The sequence below is a fragment of the Paraburkholderia sacchari genome (assembly GCF_000785435.2).
Taxonomy (GTDB): domain Bacteria; phylum Pseudomonadota; class Gammaproteobacteria; order Burkholderiales; family Burkholderiaceae; genus Paraburkholderia; species Paraburkholderia sacchari.
On sequence record NZ_JTDB02000002.1, the window covers coordinates 20,831 to 38,646 of the forward strand.

Below are 17,816 nucleotides of genomic sequence, written 5' to 3' on the forward strand. Positions count from 1 at the left end.
TAGCTTAACGCTTTAATATTGAACGAAGTTCAGTGTGGCACACAATTCGAAACACCCCGTCGGCAGTGTGTCATGCGTCTTTGACAAACATATAGGAGAACGGACCCATGCCAGCTCCACGCATCCATGCGCGCGCATGTACCCCGATGCTGTCCAGCAAGTCCTGGCGCGCCACCGGCGCACGGACGACTTGTCTCGTCGGCTCAGGCCTGGTTGTCTTGGCGCTGGCATGCGCAAATGTACACGCGCAAGCCCCATTTGCGCTCAGCAGCGCGGACTTTCGCGACGGCGGAGCGGTTGCCGCGCCGCAGGTGTTCAACGACAACGGCTGCACGGGCACGAATCGATCACCGCAACTGGCATGGCGCAACCCGCCGGCAGGCACGCGCAGCTACGCGGTCACGGTTTTCGATCCCGATGCGCCGGGCCGCGGCTGGTGGCACTGGGCCGTCGCCAACATTCCAGCGCGCGTGAATGAGCTGGCCCAAAACGCCAGCGCCTCGGGCGCGCTAACGAAACTCGGCGCGCTCGAGGCGCGCAACGACTTCGGCAGCACCGGCTACGGCGGCCCGTGCCCGCCGCCGGGCAAGCCGCACCGCTATGTCGTGACCATCTACGCACTTGGCGTCGACAAACTCGCGCTCTCCGCAGGCGGGCCCGCGATGGCGTTCGATCACGAGATTCACAGCGCGGCGCTTGGCAGCGCGCGGATAACTGTCATGTATGGGCGCTGAAATATACGCCTGCCGCGCGGTTTGTGCGTAGTCCGGACGAATCGCAACCAATAAGATGTCATGCGATGTCCCAGCGCAATCCGGGCGCTCCTTCCGTCGTCCAACCTTTCTGTTGGAGTCTTACATGTCTCGAATCGTCATTGCTTATCACAGCGGCTACGGCCACACGAAGAAGCTGGCCGAGGCCGTTTTCGCCGGCCTGCAAAGCGCGGGTGCCGATGCAAAGCTGCTCGCGGTCGCCGAGATCGACGATGCGGGCTGGGCCGATCTCGACGCCGCCGATGCCATCGTGTTCGGCGCGCCGACCTACATGGGCGGCCCGTCGGCCGACTTCAAGAAGTTCGCCGACGCAAGCTCCAAAGCCTGGTTCACGCAAAAGTGGAAGGACAAGATCGCCGCGGGCTTCACGAACTCCGCCACCATGAACGGCGACAAGTTCTCCACCATCCAGTATTTCGTGACGCTCGCGATGCAGCACAGCATGATCTGGTCGGGCACCGGCATGATGCCCTCGAACACGAAGGCGGCCACGCGCAACGACCTGAACTTCGTGGGCGGCTTCACGGGCCTGCTCGCCCAGTCGCCCGCCGACGCCCCGCCCGAAGAAGCGCCGCCCGCCGGCGATCTCGAAACCGCTCGGGCGTTCGGCGCGCGCATCGCCGCCGTTACGGCACGCTGGCTGGCCGGGCGCGCCGCCACCGTTTGATACGGGTTCCTCCCGATTTTTTCCGCCGGCCGCCGCACGTCGCGCGGCCATCGGCCTCAAATCGGTCTTAAAATACCGTTCCGGCGCCGCATGAGTGAGCGCCGCGCGGCGACCCTCGCCAGCGCGGCGGGTAGCGCCCGCAATCCCCGAGTTTCAGAGAGACCGAGATGAGCACGAAAGTTTTTGTCGACGGACAGGAAGGCACGACCGGCCTGAAGATTTTCGAATACCTGTCGCAGCGCGCCGACGTCGAGATCCTGCGGATCGACGAAGCGAAGCGCAAGGACGTCGAGGAACGCCGCCGCCTCATCAACGCGTCCGACGTGACCTTCCTGTGCCTGCCGGACGTCGCCTCGCGCGAGTCGGCGTCGCTGGTCGAGAACGAGCGCACGGTGCTCATCGACGCGAGCACGGCCTTTCGCACCCATGCCGACTGGGCCTACGGCCTGCCCGAGCTAACCCGCGCGCAGCGCGAGCGCGTGCGCAGCGCGAGGCGCATCGCCGTGCCGGGCTGCCACGCGTCGGCATTCGTGCTGGCCATGCGTCCGCTCGTCGAGGCGGGACTCGTGGCACCCGATTTCGCGGCGCACGCCTACTCGCTCACCGGCTACAGTGGCGGCGGCAAGAAGATGATTGCGGAGTACGAAGCCGGCGGCAACGCCAAGCTCATGAGCCCGCGCCCCTACGCGCTCGGCCTCACGCATAAGCATCTGCCGGAAATGGCGTTCCACGGCGGCCTGAAAAGCGCGCCCGTATTCACACCGATCGTGGGCCCGTTCTACAAGGGCCTCGCGGTCACGACCTATTATTCGCCGCAGCAGCTCGCGCGCCGCGCCAAGCCCGAAGACGTGCTGGCGCTCTACGCCGAGTACTACCGCGGTGAACAATTCGTTCGGGTGATGCCGTTCGACGCCGAGGCCAATCTGGATTCGGGCATGTTCGACGTCCAGGCGAACAACGACACCAACCGCGTCGACCTGTTCGTGTTCGGCAACGACGAGCAGTTCGTGACCGTCGCGCGTCTGGACAATCTGGGCAAGGGCGCTTCGGGCGCGGCGATTCAGTGCATGAACCTTGCGATTGGCGCGGCCGAAGACACCGGACTGAAGGCCTGAGGCTCCGGCAAGCTACCCGGCATCCCTGCGGCGGATAACAGCAAAAGACCCGGCACTGCGAAGTGTCGGGTCTTTTTGTTTGCGCGCGGATACGAGTACTAGTACGAAGCGCACAGGCAAAAAAAAGCCCGCCATGGTTGGCGGGCTGAATCCATATCAGAGGAGACATGGAGGAGACAGAAACAAGTATAGCGAACTACTTGGTGCAATGCAACATGTAAAGTAGTATGGACCCTGAACGTTGCAAATAAGCAACAAAATAGTAATCAGGATTACCCGGATAGGGTTCCACGGGCTCGCGTGGCGCGGCAGCCGTGTGCGGGAGCGGGCCGGGATGGCCGTGAGAGACCCCGGCAGCCGCTACTGGGAAACCATCGAGAGGATGAACGCCAGCTGGTCGAGCCCCACCGGGCGCACCAGATGCACGTCGAAGCCGGCAGCAAGCGCTTCGTCGCGGTGGCGCGACTCGCCCCAGCCGCTCAGCGCGATCAGGAGCGGCGGGCGGGCGCCGCAGGCTTCGCGCAGACGCTGCACGAGAGCGGCCGGCTCGTCGTCGGGTGCGAGCGACAGTCCGACGATCGCCACGTCCGGCACGAAACGCGAAGCAGCTTCGGCGGCGTCGTCGAGTGTTTTCGCCATGGCGGTCGCGTAGTGGAGGTCGGCCAGCAACGTGCCGAGCCCCGCCAGCGACTTCTCGTCATGGTCGGCGATCAGGATGCGCGTCTCCATCCGCCGTCTCCATTCCCACTGTTCCCACTGGTTTGCATCCCCGTCCGCTTGGGTGCCGCAGGGCCTTGCCATCAGCCTCTTATCAAGCGCCTTTTTCGTCTCGCATTATCCTCCTGTGCCCGCCCTCGCTGTGTGCGTCAGCGCGCAAGGGGCCCAGGATTTTGACCGCGCCGGTCAAGCACGCCCCGCCCGGCGCGCCGCAACCTTGCCGAGCACCGCGAAATCGCTTTCGCCGTCGCCGTGTGCAACCGCATCCAGCAGGCTGTCGCGCAGCACGCTCGCGACGGGCAGCGGCGTCGCGACCGCGTCGGCGGCCTCCAGCGCGAGCCGCACATCCTTCAGGCCGAGGCGCGCCTTGAACTGCGCCGGCTCGTAGCGGCCTTCCGCGATCATGCCGCCATAGCCCGCATACACCGGACCCGGAAACGGCCCGCCCGTGACCACGTCGAGGAAATCGCGCATCGCCACGCCGTGGCCGCCCAGCAGCGCCGCCGCCTCGCCGAGCGCCTCCACCGCCGCCGCCAGCATAAAATTCGCAGCCAGCTTCATCACGTTCGCCTGTTGTGGCAGCGCGCCGATGCGCCAGGTCTTCTGGCCGATGGCGTCGAAAAGCGGCTGCACGCGGTCGATGGCTTCGGCTGCGCCCGCCGCGATGATCGTCAGCTTCGCGGCTGCGGCGACGTCGGGCCGGCCGAGCACGGGCGCGGCAACATAGTGCAGGCCCAGTTCGGCGTGCTCGCGCGCGAGCGTCTCGGCAAGCGCCACCGAAATCGTCGCCATATTCACGTGCACGAGACCGCGTGGCGCGTGCGCGAGCAGCGCAGCGTCGAACACTTCGCGCAGCGCCGCGTCGTCGGCGAGCATGGACATCACGGCGTCGCCGCCAAACGCCTCGGCTGGGGACGCGACCACGCGCGCACCCGCGTCGGCCAGCGCCTGCGCCTTCGCCGGCGTGCGGTTCCAGACGCGCACCGTATGCCCGGCCTTCAGCAAGTTCACGACCATCACGGCCCCCATTTCTCCAAGGCCGATAAAGCCGATATCCATCGCCTGCTCCTCATGGTGAAAAACGCGAGTAAAACACAGGATGCCCGGGGCCGCAGTGCATCGTGCAGCAACCGGGCGCCGCGCCAGGCGCACGCGCCGGTGCGATACTGGCGCCATGGTCACCGCCACTTTTCGCTTCTACGAGGAACTGAACGATTTTCTCGCGCGGCCGCTGCGCCGGCGCGCGTTCAGTTGCGCGTGCGCGCGCGACGCCACGGCGAAGCACATGATCGAGGCGCTCGGGGTGCCGCACACCGAAGTGGAACTGATCCTCGTGAACGGCGAATCGGTGGGATTCGAGCATCCGCTCGCGGATGGCGACCGCGTGGCCGTCTATCCGAAGTTCGAGGCGCTCGACATCCGGCCCTTGCTGCGCGTGCGCGCGAGCCCGCTGCGGGAGCTGCGCTTCATCGCCGACGCCCATCTGGGCGGCCTCGCACAGCTATTGCGGCTGGTGGGATTCGACACGCTTTACGACAACCATTTCGCCGACGACGCCATCGAATCGCTCGCCCAGACCGAGCATCGCATTGTCCTCACGCGCGACCGCGAGTTGCTCAAGCGGCGCAGCATCACGCACGGCTGCTACGTACGCGCGCTCAAGCCGCGCGCGCAGCTCCACGAACTCTTCGAGCGGCTCGACCTCGCCGCGAGCGTGCAGCCGTTCCGGCTCTGCCTCGCGTGCAACGCTCCGCTGCGCCACATCGCGCGCGCGGAAGTGCGCTCGCGCGTGCCCGCCGGCGTATTCGAGCGGCAGACGCGCTTCGTCACCTGCGACATCTGCGGGCGGGTGTTCTGGGAGGGTTCGCACTGGCAGCGCATGCGCGCGCTGATCGACGAAGTGCGCAACGGCAATCACGACGGCAGCGCGACGCCCTGATACGCATTGCCGCGATGGACGCGCGCGAGCGTTTGCGTACAATGCGCGCCACTGCCCAAACTCGGAGCTGAACCCATGGCCATGAAGAAATTCGACCTTGAGAAAAACAAGGCGCTCAAACTGATGCAATCGACCCACAAGGCTGGCCCCGACCGCTTCGGCAAGGGCTCGGCGGCCGCCGCGCTCGACCGCCGGGAGCAGCGCAAACTCGATCAGGCCGCCGGTCTCGTGCCGTTCGCCTGCAAGCTCAACGCCGATCTCGTGGAAAAGCTGAAAACTCGCGCACAAAGCCATCCGCAGGGCATGACCGGTCTTTTGACGGAATTGCTCGAAGCCGGGCTCGCGCCTGACGCGTAAAATAAGCGCCACATCAAGCGCCCCAACCCGAACAAAAAAGCTGGGACAAAAAAAGCCAGGACATGTGTCCTGGCTTTTTACTTTCCGCTGGCCGCGCCCGCAACGCGTTGCCGCGCGGCCCAACGAATGCTTTATTCAGCTTTAGTTCGCCGTACCCTTGTCGCTCGTACCGGCGGCCGAAGCGGCGTCTGCCACCGGAGCGCGCTTGCCGTGGTGCTTGAGCGTCTTGTGGGGCTTCTTGGCCTTGGCCGGAGCGCTGGCAGCGGTTGCTGCTGCGGTACCCGATGCTTCCTGAGCAAAAGCCTGAGCCGAAATCAGTGCGACGGATGCTGCGATGAGCGAGGCGAGAATCTTTTTCATCTGTTGTTCCCCAAACCTGATATGACCGGCACGTTGTGAATTGAGCATTGCAGTAAGGCGAAACGGCCCGCTGGCCGATCTGGACGGGCGATTCGCGCGAAGCAGTATCACGCAGCGTAGGCCGTTTGTCATCCGTAATTGGGCCAGTGTATTTTCGGTGAGACATTTTGCTTTCAATTCAGATACGATCGAGGTTTCGCACGGCTGTTCGCCCTGCGGATCTGCCTCTCATGGCAGAGTCACACCAGAATCGAGAATTTCGCTTGCAACCCCGTTCGAAACCCCGCCTGAAACCCGCCAATCACCACCTGCGCGCCAATCTGCTGATGTTGGTCACGGCCATGATTTGGGGCTCTGCATTCGTCGCCCAACGACTGAGCCTCGACGCCATCGGCCCATTCCTCTTCACCGGACTGCGGTTCCTGCTAGGGGCCGGAGTCGTATCTGCATTCGTCGTCGTGATGAACCGGCTGCAGCGCATGCGCCAGGGGCTCGACCAGGCCGACCACGCCTGCAAGCCCCGAATCGATGCAGCGCTGCTGCGCTCCGGCGCGGTGCTCGGGCTCGTGCTCGCCGTGGCTATCTCGCTGCAGCAAATCGGTTTGCGCTACACGAAGATCGCCAATGCGGGGTTCATCAGTTCGCTTTATGTAGTCATCGTGCCCATGCTGGGCGTGCTGCTGCGCCATCGCACCGGTCCCGGCACGTGGATCGGTGCGGCGCTCGCGACGGCCGGGCTCTATCTGCTGAGTATCAACGAGCATTTTTCGATCATGTATGGCGACTGGTATCAGCTCGGTTGCGCGCTCGTTATCTCCATTCAGGTGATGCTCGTGGGTCATTACGCGCCGCGCCATGACCCGCTTCTGCTCTCGATCGTGCAGTTCATCGCCTGCGGACTGATTTGTCTCGTCATCGGCGTGGCGATCGAGCCCATGCATCTGGCCAGCATCGTCCGCGCGGCGCCCGCCATTCTCTACGGCGGCGCACTCTCCGTGGGCGTGGGCTACACGATCCAGGTGGTCGCACAACGCGACGCGGCGCCCTCGCACGCCGCGGTGATCTTTAGCATGGAAGGCGTGTTCGCGGCGCTCGCGGGCTGGATCGCGCTTGGCGAGACACTCAGCACTCGCGCGCTCGTGGGCTGCGCGCTGATGCTCGCGGGGCTGCTTGCCTGCCAGTTGCTGCCAACCGCGCGCGAACGCGTCGAAGCACACGAGCCCCAGTCGGCCGAATCCGCGTGAATACGCGGCAAAAAGCGTACGGCGGTTTCGTCTGCTCGATTCATCGGCATTAATTCGGGTTTCCGCACCGGCCTGCGGATATTCACCGCCAAATAGCGTCGCCTTCGGGCGGCGTTTTTTTTTGCCTTCAGCGATGGTGTGGATATCACGTCGCCACCCAGGTTATCCACGCCAGGCTCTGGACAAGCTGGGGATGACCTGGCGAATGATCTGTGGATCACTTCTTGATAACTTCTGGCGGTTCATCAAAGGCCGAAAAGTTATCCGCACAGTTCGAAATGCATACAGAAATTGTCCGCATGCCTGTCCGGTTTGCATCGAATTGAACTGAATAAGAAATACCGCGTTATCCACAGGAAATGCCAGGGCTTGTTAACTACTACTACGTATACATATATAAATTCATAACCCTTATTGAATAACGCGCGTAGCCGGATGCAGCGTCAGCATGCAAACGCATCGACAAAGCGCGGCAGCCCCAGCAACGCACGACGCGCAATAGAGCGCCTGAGCTCCGCGCGACGCCCGGAAAAGATGACGGTCTCGCTTGCCGACACCACCTGGCCTGCCTGCCTGTACGCCCATGCAAAGCAGTGCGCGACGCTCGCCCTGCCCTCCTGCTCCGGCGTCGGCCATCCGATGCTTGCAAGCACTACGTTTGCATATCCGGCGCGCTGCGCGAGCAACGCTTCGGCCAGCGCACGGGCAAGCGGCTCATCCGGCTGCGCCCTGCCCGCCGCGCCGGGCAAACCCGTCAGGGCCGCGCTCGTATGGGCGACGACGCCGATATCCAGGCACCCGGAAGCGCCCGCCACATCGGCGAGCATGCCTGTGATGGCTCCGGCGGTGCAGGTTTCGATGCTCGCGAGCACGAGCGCGCGCGAACGCAGATAACCGACGATCTGCTTCGATATGTTCATGGTTCGTAGAACCTTCGTGAGTGCAGGCAACAAAAAGGGCGTGCAGCCGTTCAGCCAGCACGCCCGCGCGGCAATTCCGATTGCGGCTGCGTTAGCCGCTTTCCATCATCCGCTCGATGGCCGGTTCAAGCTTGCTCAAGCCGACGGTCGCCGGCTCCTGCTCGACCACGCCAAAAAACTCCGTGCGCTGCGGCGCGGGGTCGACGAGCATATTGCGCGCGTAACGGCCATAGCGTGTGGGCGGCAGCAGCCGCTCGGGCGGAATCACTTCGAATGCCGTGCCAACGGCGATGAACAGATCGTCGTCGGTCATAGCCTGCTGAATGCGCCAGAGCGTCTGGTATTCGGGCGCGGCCTCGTTGAAGAACACAACGCCCGGCTTCACGCTTTCCACCTGGCCGCAGGACGGACAGGCCGCGCCCGGATCGAGCTTCGCGCCGATGCTCGGAAAGCGGTAGTCGCAGTCGGTGCAGAGCAGCGAAATCATGTCGCCGTGCAGATGCGTGACCTGGCGCGCGCCGGCCTGCTCGAGCATGTCGTCGATATTCTGCGTGACGAGATGCACGCGCTCGGTGCCCCAGGTGTTTTGCCACTGCGCGAGCAGGCGGTGGGCATCGTTCGGGCGCGCGCCCGAGCATTCGGCAATGCGCTGGTTGTAGAAGCGAAATACCGCGGGCCGGTTGCGGCGCCACGTGTGGTAATTGCAGACCTCGTCGATGCTCGTGTGCGTCCAGATGCCGTCGCCGGTGCGAAACGTCGAAATGCCGCTTTCCGCCGAGAGTCCCGCGCCCGAGAACACATACAGGCGGGGCAAGCGCACCTGCGGCGCGCGTTGCTGACCCGGTTGCCGGACTTGCTCAAAATCGGCCACTTTTATCTCCTGAATTCGATCGGAGCCATTATGGCCTTGCATTCGGGCTTTCGTCAGGAGGCGGCGGAACACGTGGAAGCAAGCCGGCTGTAAGCGTTTTCTTACAGACGGTTACAGCAGAGCGCATAGCGTTTCACCTTGGAGCGATTCCAGTGTCTAGTATCCAGGCATCCGCGGGCGCCTCGCAGCGTCCGGACACATCAAGACAAAAGACGAGGAAGCACCATGAAACGCGCACTGATTCTTTCCGCTCTCGGCGTAGCCCTGGCGGCTGCGTGCGGCGAGGCGTCGGCGCATACCGACCTGAGCGTGATGCTGGGCGTCCCGGCGCCGGTCTATGCCGCGCCGCCGGCCGTGGTCTATGAACAGGCTCCGGTGGCCTATGCCGCGCCCGCCTACGGCTATGGCTATGGTTATCGTGAAGATGACGACTGGGATCATCGCTGGCACGACCACGGCCGTCATCGCGGCTGGTACAAGCACCATCGCGAAGACGACGACGATTAAGCCTCTGCTTCAGCTGCGGTATGTGTAGACTTCGTCGCCCGGCTTGAAGGTTTCCCACATCCGCTGCATCACGGCCTCGGAACCGACGCCCATGCAGCCGTGGCTAAAGCCGTCATAACCCTCGCGCTGGAAATCATAAGAAAGGTGGAACGCCTGTCCCCTGCGCGCATCCTCGTCCCACGCGATAAACATCGCATACGGCATGGGCGTGCCGTAAAGACTGGAGACGTGATGGCGTGATTTCCAGTCGATCCGTCCGTGGCCATCCCCGGTGGCAAAGCTGGCGCCTCGCCCATCGCCGGGGCGGAAGGGGAAAGAAAACTGCGGCTCTCCGTTGATATAGGCCGTGGCCACGTAGGTAGTCTTGTCCGCGCAGATGATCCTCTTTGCCTTGGTGCATATCCCGGGGGCGGAGGCAGGGGTTGCGGCGGTATCGAAAGTGAATCCGGCCGGCAGCGCCGGTGAAGCTTCGCCCACATGGGGCTCCTGAGTTCCATTGGCGGTCCACTTCGTCGTAGCCGCGTTCTGGATGGCGCGGACCGCGTCCGGCATGGTCATGGGAGCCGGGCTCGCGCCCGGAGCGGTGGCAGGCGCCATCGCGACAGCCTGTGGCGCAGGTGCGGGCTTTGCCATAGCCAGGCGAGTCGTGGCGATGGCGATATTGGCGTTACCCTGACGGCCCTCGCCCCATACCGTGGCCGCCGTGACACCTCCCAAGCCGACAATCAGCACCGATCCGTATCCGATCAGGCGCTTCATCCCTACGCGTGATTTCACCACCGTTCTCCGCAGTCATTCACGGGCCGCTCCCAAGACTCCCAGGACCCCGAGCGATTCTACGCGACGCAACGCGAATATTACTGTCTTGAAAGGATTCAGGTGAAGGGCTAACGCTTTGCGTCAAATGCGAAGCGGGATCTCAAATCGCCGCCAACAAAAAAGGCCGGACACTCGTTGAGCATCCGGCCTTGTGATGGACGTGTCAGCGGCACGTCACACCTTGTCCACCCGCTTATTCCACCCGCTTATTCCACGGTCACCGACTTCGCGAGATTGCGCGGCTTGTCCACATCCGTGCCACGCGTGCAGGCCGTGTGATACGCAAGCAGCTGCAGAGGCACTACGTGCAGGATCGGCGAGAGCAGACCGTAATGCTCCGGCATGCGGATCACGTGAATGCCGTCTTCGCTCGCGATATGCGTGTCCGCATCGGCGAATACGTAGAGCTGGCCGCCGCGCGCGCGCACTTCCTGCATGTTCGACTTGAGCTTCTCCAGCAGCGCGTCGTTCGGCGCCACCGTCACCACCGGCATCGCCTCCGTCACCAGCGCCAGCGGCCCGTGCTTGAGCTCGCCGGCCGGATACGCCTCGGCGTGGATATACGAGATCTCCTTGAGCTTGAGCGCGCCTTCGAGCGCAATCGGATAATGCAGCCCGCGGCCGAGGAACAGCGCGTTTTCCTTGCGCGCGAACTCCTGCGACCACGCGATGATCTGCGGCTCCAGCGCCAACACGCCATTGAGCGCCGCCGGCAGGTGACGCAGCGCCTTCAGGTACGCGGCTTCCTGCTGCGCGCTCACGTGGCCGCGCAGCTTGCCCAGCGTCACCGCGAGCACGAACAGGCCCACCAGCTGCGTCGTGAACGCTTTGGTGGATGCCACGCCAATCTCGCGCCCCGCGTGCGTGAGGAAGCGCAGCGAGGTGAGGCGCACCATCGCGCTCGTGGCCACGTTGCAGACCGCGAGCGTGTGCGCCATGCCGAGCGACTGCGCGTGCTTGAGCGCCGCGAGCGTGTCGGCGGTTTCACCCGACTGCGAGATCGTCACCACCAGCGCGCGCGGATTGGGCACCGACTCGCGGTAGCGATACTCGCTCGCGATCTCGACTTCGGTGCGGATCTTCGCCACCGATTCGAGCCAGTACTTCGCGGTCAGGCCCGCGTAGTAGCTCGTGCCGCACGCGAGAATCAGGATGCTGTCGATGCCCCTGAACACCTCGCCCGCGTTCTCGCCGAACTGCACGGGATCGAAGGCGGCATCGGCGGGAATCGTGTCGGAGATCGCGCGCGGCTGCTCGAAGATCTCCTTTTGCATGTAATGGCGATACGGACCCAGCTCGACCGCGCCGCTATAGGCCTGCACGTCGCGCGCCACGCGCTCGGCGGGCTTGCCCGCGCGGTCGACGATGCGCACGCCCTCGAGCGTGATCTCGCACACATCGCCCTCTTCCAGATAGCTGACGCTCTTCGCGCTGCCCGCAATCGCGAGCGCGTCCGAGGCGATGAAGTTGCCGCCCTCGCCATGGCCCACCACGAGCGGCGAGCCTGCGCGCGCACCCACCACGGTGTGCGGCTGATCCTTGTGCACCACGCCGATCGCGTACGCACCCGCGAGCTGCTGCACCGCTTCGCGCACGGCGGCGAACAGGTCGCCCTTGTAGAGGCTGTGAATGAGGTGCGCGATGACTTCGGTATCGGTCTGCGAGACGAACTCGTAGCCCTTGCCGCGCAGCGTCTCGCGCAGCGACTCGTAGTTTTCGATGATGCCGTTGTGCACGATCGCGAGCGTGTCGCGCGAGACGATCGGATGCGCGTTGTTCACCGTGGGCGCGCCGTGCGTGGCCCAGCGCGTGTGCGCGATGCCCGTGACGCCTTCGAAGTGAGCTTCGCGCACTTGATCTTCGAGCTCGGCCACGCGCGCAACGCTGCGCACGCGCTGCGGGCCCTCGGCCGTGACGATGGCCACGCCGCACGAGTCGTAGCCGCGGTATTCGAGCCGCCGCAGGCCTTCGATGAGAACGGGGACGATATTACGAAGCGCTACTGCGCCGACGATGCCGCACATGGAGTTCGATCCTTTGCAATGAGAGACGGGGCACCTGGTGGAGTCACGGCGCCCGCGATGTTCCGCCGTTCAGTTGTCTATCAGCGCTTGTTCTTCACCGGCCGAACGTAGCCGGTTTTCGCGATCTGGGTTTTTTCGTTGAGCACGAGCGTGTATTCGGGCACGTCCTTCCAGACGGTCGTGCCGGCCGCGATGGTCACGCCGCGGCCCACGCGCACGGGCGCGACGAGCTGCGTATCGGAGCCCACGAACACCTGGTCCTCGATCACGGTGCGATGCTTGTTCGCGCCGTCGTAATTGCAGGTGATGGTGCCCGCGCCGATGTTTACGCCCGCGCCCACGTCGGCGTCGCCCACGTAGCTCAGGTGATTGGCCTTCGAGCCCAGGCCGATGTTCGCGTTCTTGACCTCGACGAAGTTGCCCACATGCACTTCATCGGCGAGCTGCGCGCCCGGGCGCAGACGCGCGTAGGGCCCAAGCACGGCCTGCGCGCCAACGGTGGCGCTCTCGATGTGCGTGTAGGCATCCACGCGCGTGCCCGCGCCGATCACGGCATCGCGGATTACGCAGTTCGGGCCGATGCGCACGTTGTCCGCAAGCGTGACCGTGCCTTCGAACACGCAGTTCACGTCGATGAACACGTCGCGCCCGCAGCTGATCGAGCCGCGCAGGTCGAAGCGCGCCGGGTCGGCAAGCGTGACGCCCGCCGCCAGCAATGCGTCGGCGGCGTTGCGCTGGTACACGCGCTCGAGCTCGGCAAGCTGTTGCTTGCTGTTCACGCCGAGTGTTTCCCATTCGGCATCGGGCTGCGCGGTCACGACCGGATGGCCCGCCGCGATGGCCGCTTCCACGACGTCGGTGAGGTAGTACTCGCCCTGCGCGTTGTCGTTGCCGAGCGCCGCGAGCCAGTCCGCCAGCGGCGCGGTGGGCGTCACGACGATGCCGGTGTTGATTTCGTCGATGAGGCGCTCGTCGTCGTTCGCGTCCTTCTGCTCGACGATGCGCAGCACCTCGCCGGTTGCGCCGCGCACGATGCGGCCGTAGCCGGTCGGGTCGTCGAGCGTCACGGTTAGGATGCCGTAACCCGCTTTCTTGCCCGCCCCGGCCGCGGCCTCGGTCAGGCGCTTGAGCGTGGACGCGCGCGTGAGCGGCACGTCGCCGTAGAGCACGAGCGTGGGCTGATTCGCATCGAGCAGCGGCAGCGCCTGCGCAAGCGCGTGGCCGGTGCCGAGCTGCTGCTCCTGCACGGCGAACTGCACGTCGGGGGCGGAAACGGCTGCGCGCACGGCCTCGCCGCCATGGCCGATCACGACCACGAGACGCGTGGGCGCGAGGCTGCGTGCGGTGTCGATGACGTGCGAAAGAAGCGGCTGGCCGGCGAGAGGATGGAGTACTTTCGGCAGGGCGGAGTGCATGCGTTTGCCCATGCCTGCCGCGAGGATCACGATGTTCATTGCATCGGTGACTTGAGAGGGAATGAAGCGGTCGATTTTAGCATGGGGGGTATCCCCAACGCCGCTGGCCGGCGGGCGTTCGCCGCACCTTTCCACACTCCTTGACACTGCCGCGTCAGGCCGAAAGTCGCGCGCAAAAAAAAGCGGCCGTGACAGGCCGCCTTGGGGTCCGATGCCGTTTTGCAAACGGCGCTCGCTCGCGTCGCTTGCGGCATGTTTTCAGAGTTCGTCCAGCGGCGTGAACTTGAGCGTTGCGCCGCCGCTGCCGGGCATATCCGGCGAATCGGTCGAGCACGGCTCTTCGTCGAACGCGATATCGCCCGCCGGGTCGGCCACGCCCGTCGCGCGCAGGTCCTTGAAGCCGAACAGCGAGGCATCCATCAGGTGCGAAGGCACGACATTGCCGAGCGCGTTGAACATGTTCTCGACGCGGCCCGGGAAGCGCTTGTCCCACTCGCGGATCAGCGCCTTCATTTCCGCGCGCTTGAGATTGGGCTGGCTGCCGCACAGGTTGCACGGAATGATCGGGAATTCGCGCAGTTCGGCGTACTTCTCCAGATCGGTTTCCTTCACGTAGGCGAGCGGCCGGATCACGATATTCTTGCCGTCGTCGGACTGCAGCTTGGGCGGCATGCCCTTGAGCTTGCCGCCGTAGAACAGGTTCAGCAGCAGCGTCTGGAGGATGTCGTCGCGGTGGTGGCCGAGCGCGATCTTGGTCGCGCCAAGCTCCCCCGCCACGCGGTACAGAATGCCCCGGCGCAGGCGCGAGCACAGCGAACAGGTGGTCTTGCCCTCGGGCACGAGGCGCTTGACGATGCTGTAGGTGTCCTGATTCTCGATGTGGTACGGCACGCCCACCTTGTCGAGATATTCGGGCAGCACGTGCTCCGGAAAGCCAGGCTGCTTCTGGTCGAGGTTCACCGCGACGATCTCGAAGTCGATCGGCGCGCGCTCGCGCAGGCGCATCAGGACGTCGAGCAGCGCATAGCTGTCCTTGCCGCCCGACAGGCACACCATCACCTTGTCGCCTTCTTCGATCATGTTGTAGTCGCCGATCGCCTGGCCGACCTGGCGCACGATGCGCTTGAACAGCTTGTTGTTCTCGTAGGCTTCCTTCTGCTCGCGACGCGTGAGCGCGCGACGGCCGGTTTCCTCGGCGCAGGCGCTGGCGTCGGCAGACGTTGCGGTAGCGAGCGTTTCGGGGGCGTTCATGAATCAGTCCTCCTTGATGCGAAAGACCTCGACGCCCACCGCGTCGCAGTCCGGGTACACGTCGGGCTTCTGGGTCGACACGCACACGGCGCGCACCTGCTCGTGCGAGAGCAGCGCTGCGGCGAGGTCGTCGCAGAGCGTCTCCTGCAGATGGATATGGCCCTGGCCCACGCGTGCCGCGACGGTCGCGCGCATGAAATCGTAATCGACGACTTCGCGCAGCTTGTCTTCGCGCGGCGTGGTCGACGAAAGGGGAACGAACAGGTCGACGTTGATGATGACGCGCTGTTCACCGCGTTTTTCGAAGTCATGCACGCCGATGTTGATGTGCACTTCGTAGTTGCGCAAGAAGAGCCGGCGGCAATCGGCGAGCCGGGGATGCAGGAGTACAGCGGACATGTTCGTTCCAGTCGATAAAAGCGTGCGTGTTCTTGCACGTGCGCGGGCGCTGCGCGCCACGCGGGTCAAACGGGTTACAGACTTACCGGGTTGCAAAGCCTTCGTGCGATTGCATCGCCGGCGCGTTTGCGGAATCCGGGCCGCGATGGAATGTTTTCGCAGCCATCGCGGTTTGTGCATTTAGTTGCATTATTTGGCGTCGATCGCGAAACGCGTCCGCAACGCGATTCGCCGCCCGATCAGGTCAACTCAGTCCATACGCGGTCCAAACTCAGCCCGGCGCCTGATCGCCAGTCAAAAACATCACGTCGCGCGGCAGCGGCACGAGATGCTGGCCGCCGTCGACCACTAGCGTCGTGCCGGTCACGCCCGAGGCCTGGGCGAGATACAGCGCGGCTTGCACGAGATCGCCGGGGCGCGACGCGCGCCCAAGCGGCGTGACCTTGTGCGCGGCGGCGAAGCTCTCCGGCGTCTGATCGCCCGATTGCAGCGTGAGGCCGGGTGCGAGACCCACCACGCGCATCTTGGGCGCGAGCGCCTGGGCCAGCGCGACCGTGGCGTTCTGCAAGGCAGCCTTGGACAGCGTGTACGACAGGTAGTCGGGATTCATGTTGTACAGCTTCTGATCCAGCACGTTGATCACGCAGGTGCGCAACGATTCGTCTTGCAGCGCGGCTTCGGGCGTCGCCGCCCACAGCATGCGCGCCAGCACGAGCGGCGCCCCCACGTTGATCGCCATGAGGTGCTGCAGCCTCGCGTAGCCGACATCGCGCGCCGTGTCTTCCTCGAAGCGCGATGCGTTGTTCAGCACGCACGCGGGCAGGCCGAGCGCAGCGGCGCAATCGGGCACGAGGCGCGCCACCTGTGCCTCATCCGCCAGATCGGCGTGCAGCGCGACCGCGCGGCGGCCCATGTCGCGGATCTGCGCGACGACTTCATCGGCCTCGGCCCGCGAGCCGCCGTAATGCACCGCCACGTCCCAGCCGCGTTCGGCAAAACCCAGCGAAAACGCGCGGCCGATGCGGCGCGCGCCGCCCGTCACGATGATCACGCGCGCGGCAGCGGCTGCGCCAGAATGCGGAGACGATCCGGACGGCTGGCTCGCGCTCGATGCGGGGTCGGATGGCTGGGTGCCCGATGGCGGGCCCCCAGCAACCCCGCCAGACCGGCGGATGCCCGATGTTTCGCTCATTTACAATGCCGGGATGAATCCGAAAGCTCACGAACCCGCTAGTTTACCTGTTCCCGAGCCGATCGCGCTCGCGCAGTCCGAGGCGCTCGCCGCAACCGTGCGTGCCGAAATTGCCGCGGCGGGCGGCTGGCTGCCGTTCGACCGCTACATGGAGCGCGCGCTCTATGCGCCGGGGCTCGGCTATTACAGCGGTGGCTCGCGCAAGTTCGGCCTCTTCGCCGACGATGGCAGCGACTTCGTGACCGCGCCCGAAATGTCGCCACTGTTCGCAGCCACGCTCGCGCGCGCCGTGGCCGAAGCGCTCGCGGCCAGCGGCACGCATGCGCTGATGGAGTTCGGCGCGGGCACGGGACGGCTCGCGGCGGGCGTGATGCTCGCGCTCGAAGCGCTCGGCGTGGCGTTCGAAACGTACGCCATCGTCGATCTCTCGGGCGAGTTGCGCGAGCGCCAGCGCGAAACCATCGCCGGGCTTGCGCCGCATCTGGCCGCGCGCGTGCAGTGGCTCGACGCGCTGCCCGAGCGCTTCGAAGGCGTGGTGATCGGCAACGAAGTGCTCGACGCGATGCCGGTGCGCCTCTTCGCGCGCAAGGACGCCGTGTGGCACGAGCGCGGCGTGAGCGTGAACATGGAGGCGAGCGGCGGCGGCGCGCTCCAGTTCTCGGACCGCCCGGCCATGAGCGGGGCCGACGCGGGTTGGACGCAGAGCGGGCCCGGCAGCGTGCTGGCGCAGATCGAAGGCAGCGGAGACTACGTGACGGAAACGCACGAGGCCGCGCTGGCCTTCACGCGCACGATCTGCACAATGCTCGCGCGCGGCGCGGCGTTCTTCATCGACTACGGTTTTCCGCATGGCGAGTACTACCACGCGCAGCGCGCGCAAGGCACGCTGATGTGCCACTACCGCCACCGCGCGCACGGCGACCCGTTCCTCTACCCCGGTTTGCAGGACATCACGGCGCACGTGGAATTCAGCGGCATTGCGCAAGCCGGCGTCGAAGCGGGCGCGGACCTGCTCGGCTACACCTCGCAGGCGCGTTTCCTGATGAACGCGGGCATCACCGAAGTGCTCGGCGAGATCGATCCGCGCGACGCAGCGCGCTTTTTGCCGGCCGCGAATGCGGTGCAGAAGCTCGTCTCGGAAGCGGAGATGGGTGAGCTCTTCAAGGTGATCGCGTTCTCGCGCGGCATCGACGCGACCATCGCCGCGTTCGCGCGCGGCGACCGCAGCCACACACTCTGAACGCCC

General features: G+C 65.1%; 19 protein-coding genes. 8 read left to right on the forward strand and 11 right to left on the reverse strand.

Annotated features, from left to right (window positions below; translation table 11 throughout):
- Nucleotides 1–146 precede the first annotated feature (146 nt).
- The 3 genes from NH14_RS06860 (at nucleotide 147) to argC (ending at nucleotide 2,555) form a co-directional block, all read left to right on the forward strand.
- Nucleotides 147–734: a YbhB/YbcL family Raf kinase inhibitor-like protein gene (locus NH14_RS06860; RefSeq protein WP_035534073.1), complete on the forward strand. Its 588-nt coding sequence runs from the start codon at nucleotides 147–149 to the stop codon at nucleotides 732–734.
- A 124-nt stretch (nucleotides 735–858) separates the two neighbouring features.
- Nucleotides 859–1,440: a flavodoxin family protein gene (locus NH14_RS06865; protein ID WP_035534072.1), complete on the forward strand. Its 582-nt coding sequence runs from the start codon at nucleotides 859–861 to the stop codon at nucleotides 1,438–1,440.
- 167 nt (nucleotides 1,441–1,607) lie between these two features.
- Nucleotides 1,608–2,555, forward strand: a complete 948-nt coding sequence (argC, locus tag NH14_RS06870; RefSeq protein WP_035534071.1) for an N-acetyl-gamma-glutamyl-phosphate reductase — start codon at nucleotides 1,608–1,610, stop codon at nucleotides 2,553–2,555.
- Nucleotides 2,556–2,915: 360 nt separating this feature from the next.
- Here argC and NH14_RS06875 read toward each other — a convergent pair whose 3' ends face one another.
- Together NH14_RS06875 and NH14_RS06880 are read right to left on the reverse strand one after the other, a co-directional pair.
- The gene (locus NH14_RS06875) at nucleotides 2,916–3,284 is read right to left on the reverse strand and encodes a response regulator (RefSeq protein ID WP_035534070.1); all 369 of its coding nucleotides are present in this window, start codon (nucleotides 3,282–3,284) and stop codon (nucleotides 2,916–2,918) included.
- A 174-nt stretch (nucleotides 3,285–3,458) separates the two neighbouring features.
- Nucleotides 3,459–4,448 (reverse strand): NAD(P)-dependent oxidoreductase, encoded by a 990-nt coding sequence (locus tag NH14_RS06880; protein ID WP_152617328.1) that lies wholly within the window; start codon nucleotides 4,446–4,448, stop codon nucleotides 3,459–3,461.
- On the opposite strand from NH14_RS06880, the gene NH14_RS06885 reads away from it, so the two are divergent.
- Nucleotides 4,447–5,211, forward strand: a complete 765-nt coding sequence (locus tag NH14_RS06885; RefSeq protein WP_035534067.1) for a Mut7-C RNAse domain-containing protein — start codon at nucleotides 4,447–4,449, stop codon at nucleotides 5,209–5,211. The genes NH14_RS06880 and NH14_RS06885 overlap by 2 nt on opposite strands.
- A gap of 75 nt (nucleotides 5,212–5,286) precedes the next feature.
- The gene (locus tag NH14_RS06890; RefSeq protein ID WP_035534066.1) at nucleotides 5,287–5,568 is read left to right on the forward strand and encodes a hypothetical protein; all 282 of its coding nucleotides are present in this window, start codon (nucleotides 5,287–5,289) and stop codon (nucleotides 5,566–5,568) included.
- A gap of 141 nt (nucleotides 5,569–5,709) precedes the next feature.
- On the opposite strand, the gene NH14_RS06895 is transcribed toward NH14_RS06890, so the two are convergent.
- Complete coding sequence (locus tag NH14_RS06895) at nucleotides 5,710–5,928, reverse strand: hypothetical protein (RefSeq protein ID WP_035534064.1); 219 nt, start codon at nucleotides 5,926–5,928, stop codon at nucleotides 5,710–5,712.
- A 326-nt stretch (nucleotides 5,929–6,254) separates the two neighbouring features.
- Between NH14_RS06895 and NH14_RS06900 the strand changes: the two genes are divergently transcribed.
- Nucleotides 6,255–7,172 (forward strand): DMT family transporter, encoded by a 918-nt coding sequence (locus NH14_RS06900; protein WP_052148555.1) that lies wholly within the window; start codon nucleotides 6,255–6,257, stop codon nucleotides 7,170–7,172.
- A gap of 443 nt (nucleotides 7,173–7,615) precedes the next feature.
- On the opposite strand, the gene NH14_RS06905 is transcribed toward NH14_RS06900, so the two are convergent.
- Both NH14_RS06905 and NH14_RS06910 read right to left on the reverse strand, forming a co-directional pair.
- The gene (locus NH14_RS06905; RefSeq protein ID WP_035534063.1) at nucleotides 7,616–8,092 is read right to left on the reverse strand and encodes a CinA family protein; all 477 of its coding nucleotides are present in this window, start codon (nucleotides 8,090–8,092) and stop codon (nucleotides 7,616–7,618) included.
- 91 nt (nucleotides 8,093–8,183) lie between these two features.
- Complete coding sequence (locus NH14_RS06910) at nucleotides 8,184–8,963, reverse strand: SIR2 family NAD-dependent protein deacylase (protein ID WP_244143431.1); 780 nt, start codon at nucleotides 8,961–8,963, stop codon at nucleotides 8,184–8,186.
- Between the two features lie 225 nt (nucleotides 8,964–9,188).
- Here NH14_RS06910 and NH14_RS06915 point away from each other — a divergent pair, with 225 nt between their 5' ends.
- A complete protein-coding gene (locus NH14_RS06915) occupies nucleotides 9,189–9,470 on the forward strand; it encodes a hypothetical protein (RefSeq protein WP_035534062.1) in 282 nt (93 codons plus the stop codon).
- Nucleotides 9,471–9,479: 9 nt separating this feature from the next.
- Here the strand turns inward: NH14_RS06915 and NH14_RS06920 are convergent, their stop codons facing one another.
- From NH14_RS06920 to NH14_RS06945, 6 genes are all read right to left on the reverse strand, one after another.
- Nucleotides 9,480–10,229 (reverse strand): L,D-transpeptidase, encoded by a 750-nt coding sequence (locus tag NH14_RS06920; RefSeq protein WP_052148551.1) that lies wholly within the window; start codon nucleotides 10,227–10,229, stop codon nucleotides 9,480–9,482.
- Between the two features lie 266 nt (nucleotides 10,230–10,495).
- The gene (gene glmS, locus NH14_RS06925; protein ID WP_035534061.1) at nucleotides 10,496–12,313 is read right to left on the reverse strand and encodes a glutamine--fructose-6-phosphate transaminase (isomerizing); all 1,818 of its coding nucleotides are present in this window, start codon (nucleotides 12,311–12,313) and stop codon (nucleotides 10,496–10,498) included.
- 80 nt (nucleotides 12,314–12,393) lie between these two features.
- A complete protein-coding gene (glmU, locus tag NH14_RS06930) occupies nucleotides 12,394–13,767 on the reverse strand; it encodes a bifunctional UDP-N-acetylglucosamine diphosphorylase/glucosamine-1-phosphate N-acetyltransferase GlmU (protein WP_035534059.1) in 1,374 nt (457 codons plus the stop codon).
- Between the two features lie 219 nt (nucleotides 13,768–13,986).
- Nucleotides 13,987–14,979, reverse strand: a complete 993-nt coding sequence (gene ttcA / locus NH14_RS06935) for a tRNA 2-thiocytidine(32) synthetase TtcA (protein ID WP_035534058.1) — start codon at nucleotides 14,977–14,979, stop codon at nucleotides 13,987–13,989.
- 3 nt (nucleotides 14,980–14,982) lie between these two features.
- Nucleotides 14,983–15,378: a dihydroneopterin aldolase gene (locus NH14_RS06940; RefSeq protein ID WP_035534057.1), complete on the reverse strand. Its 396-nt coding sequence runs from the start codon at nucleotides 15,376–15,378 to the stop codon at nucleotides 14,983–14,985.
- 271 nt (nucleotides 15,379–15,649) lie between these two features.
- Entirely contained in the window at nucleotides 15,650–16,570 is a 921-nt protein-coding gene (locus NH14_RS06945; RefSeq protein ID WP_084225967.1) for an SDR family oxidoreductase, read from the reverse strand.
- Here NH14_RS06945 and NH14_RS06950 point away from each other — a divergent pair.
- Complete coding sequence (locus tag NH14_RS06950) at nucleotides 16,551–17,810, forward strand: class I SAM-dependent methyltransferase (RefSeq protein ID WP_152617327.1); 1,260 nt, start codon at nucleotides 16,551–16,553, stop codon at nucleotides 17,808–17,810. The genes NH14_RS06945 and NH14_RS06950 overlap by 20 nt on opposite strands.
- Nucleotides 17,811–17,816 lie beyond the last annotated feature (6 nt).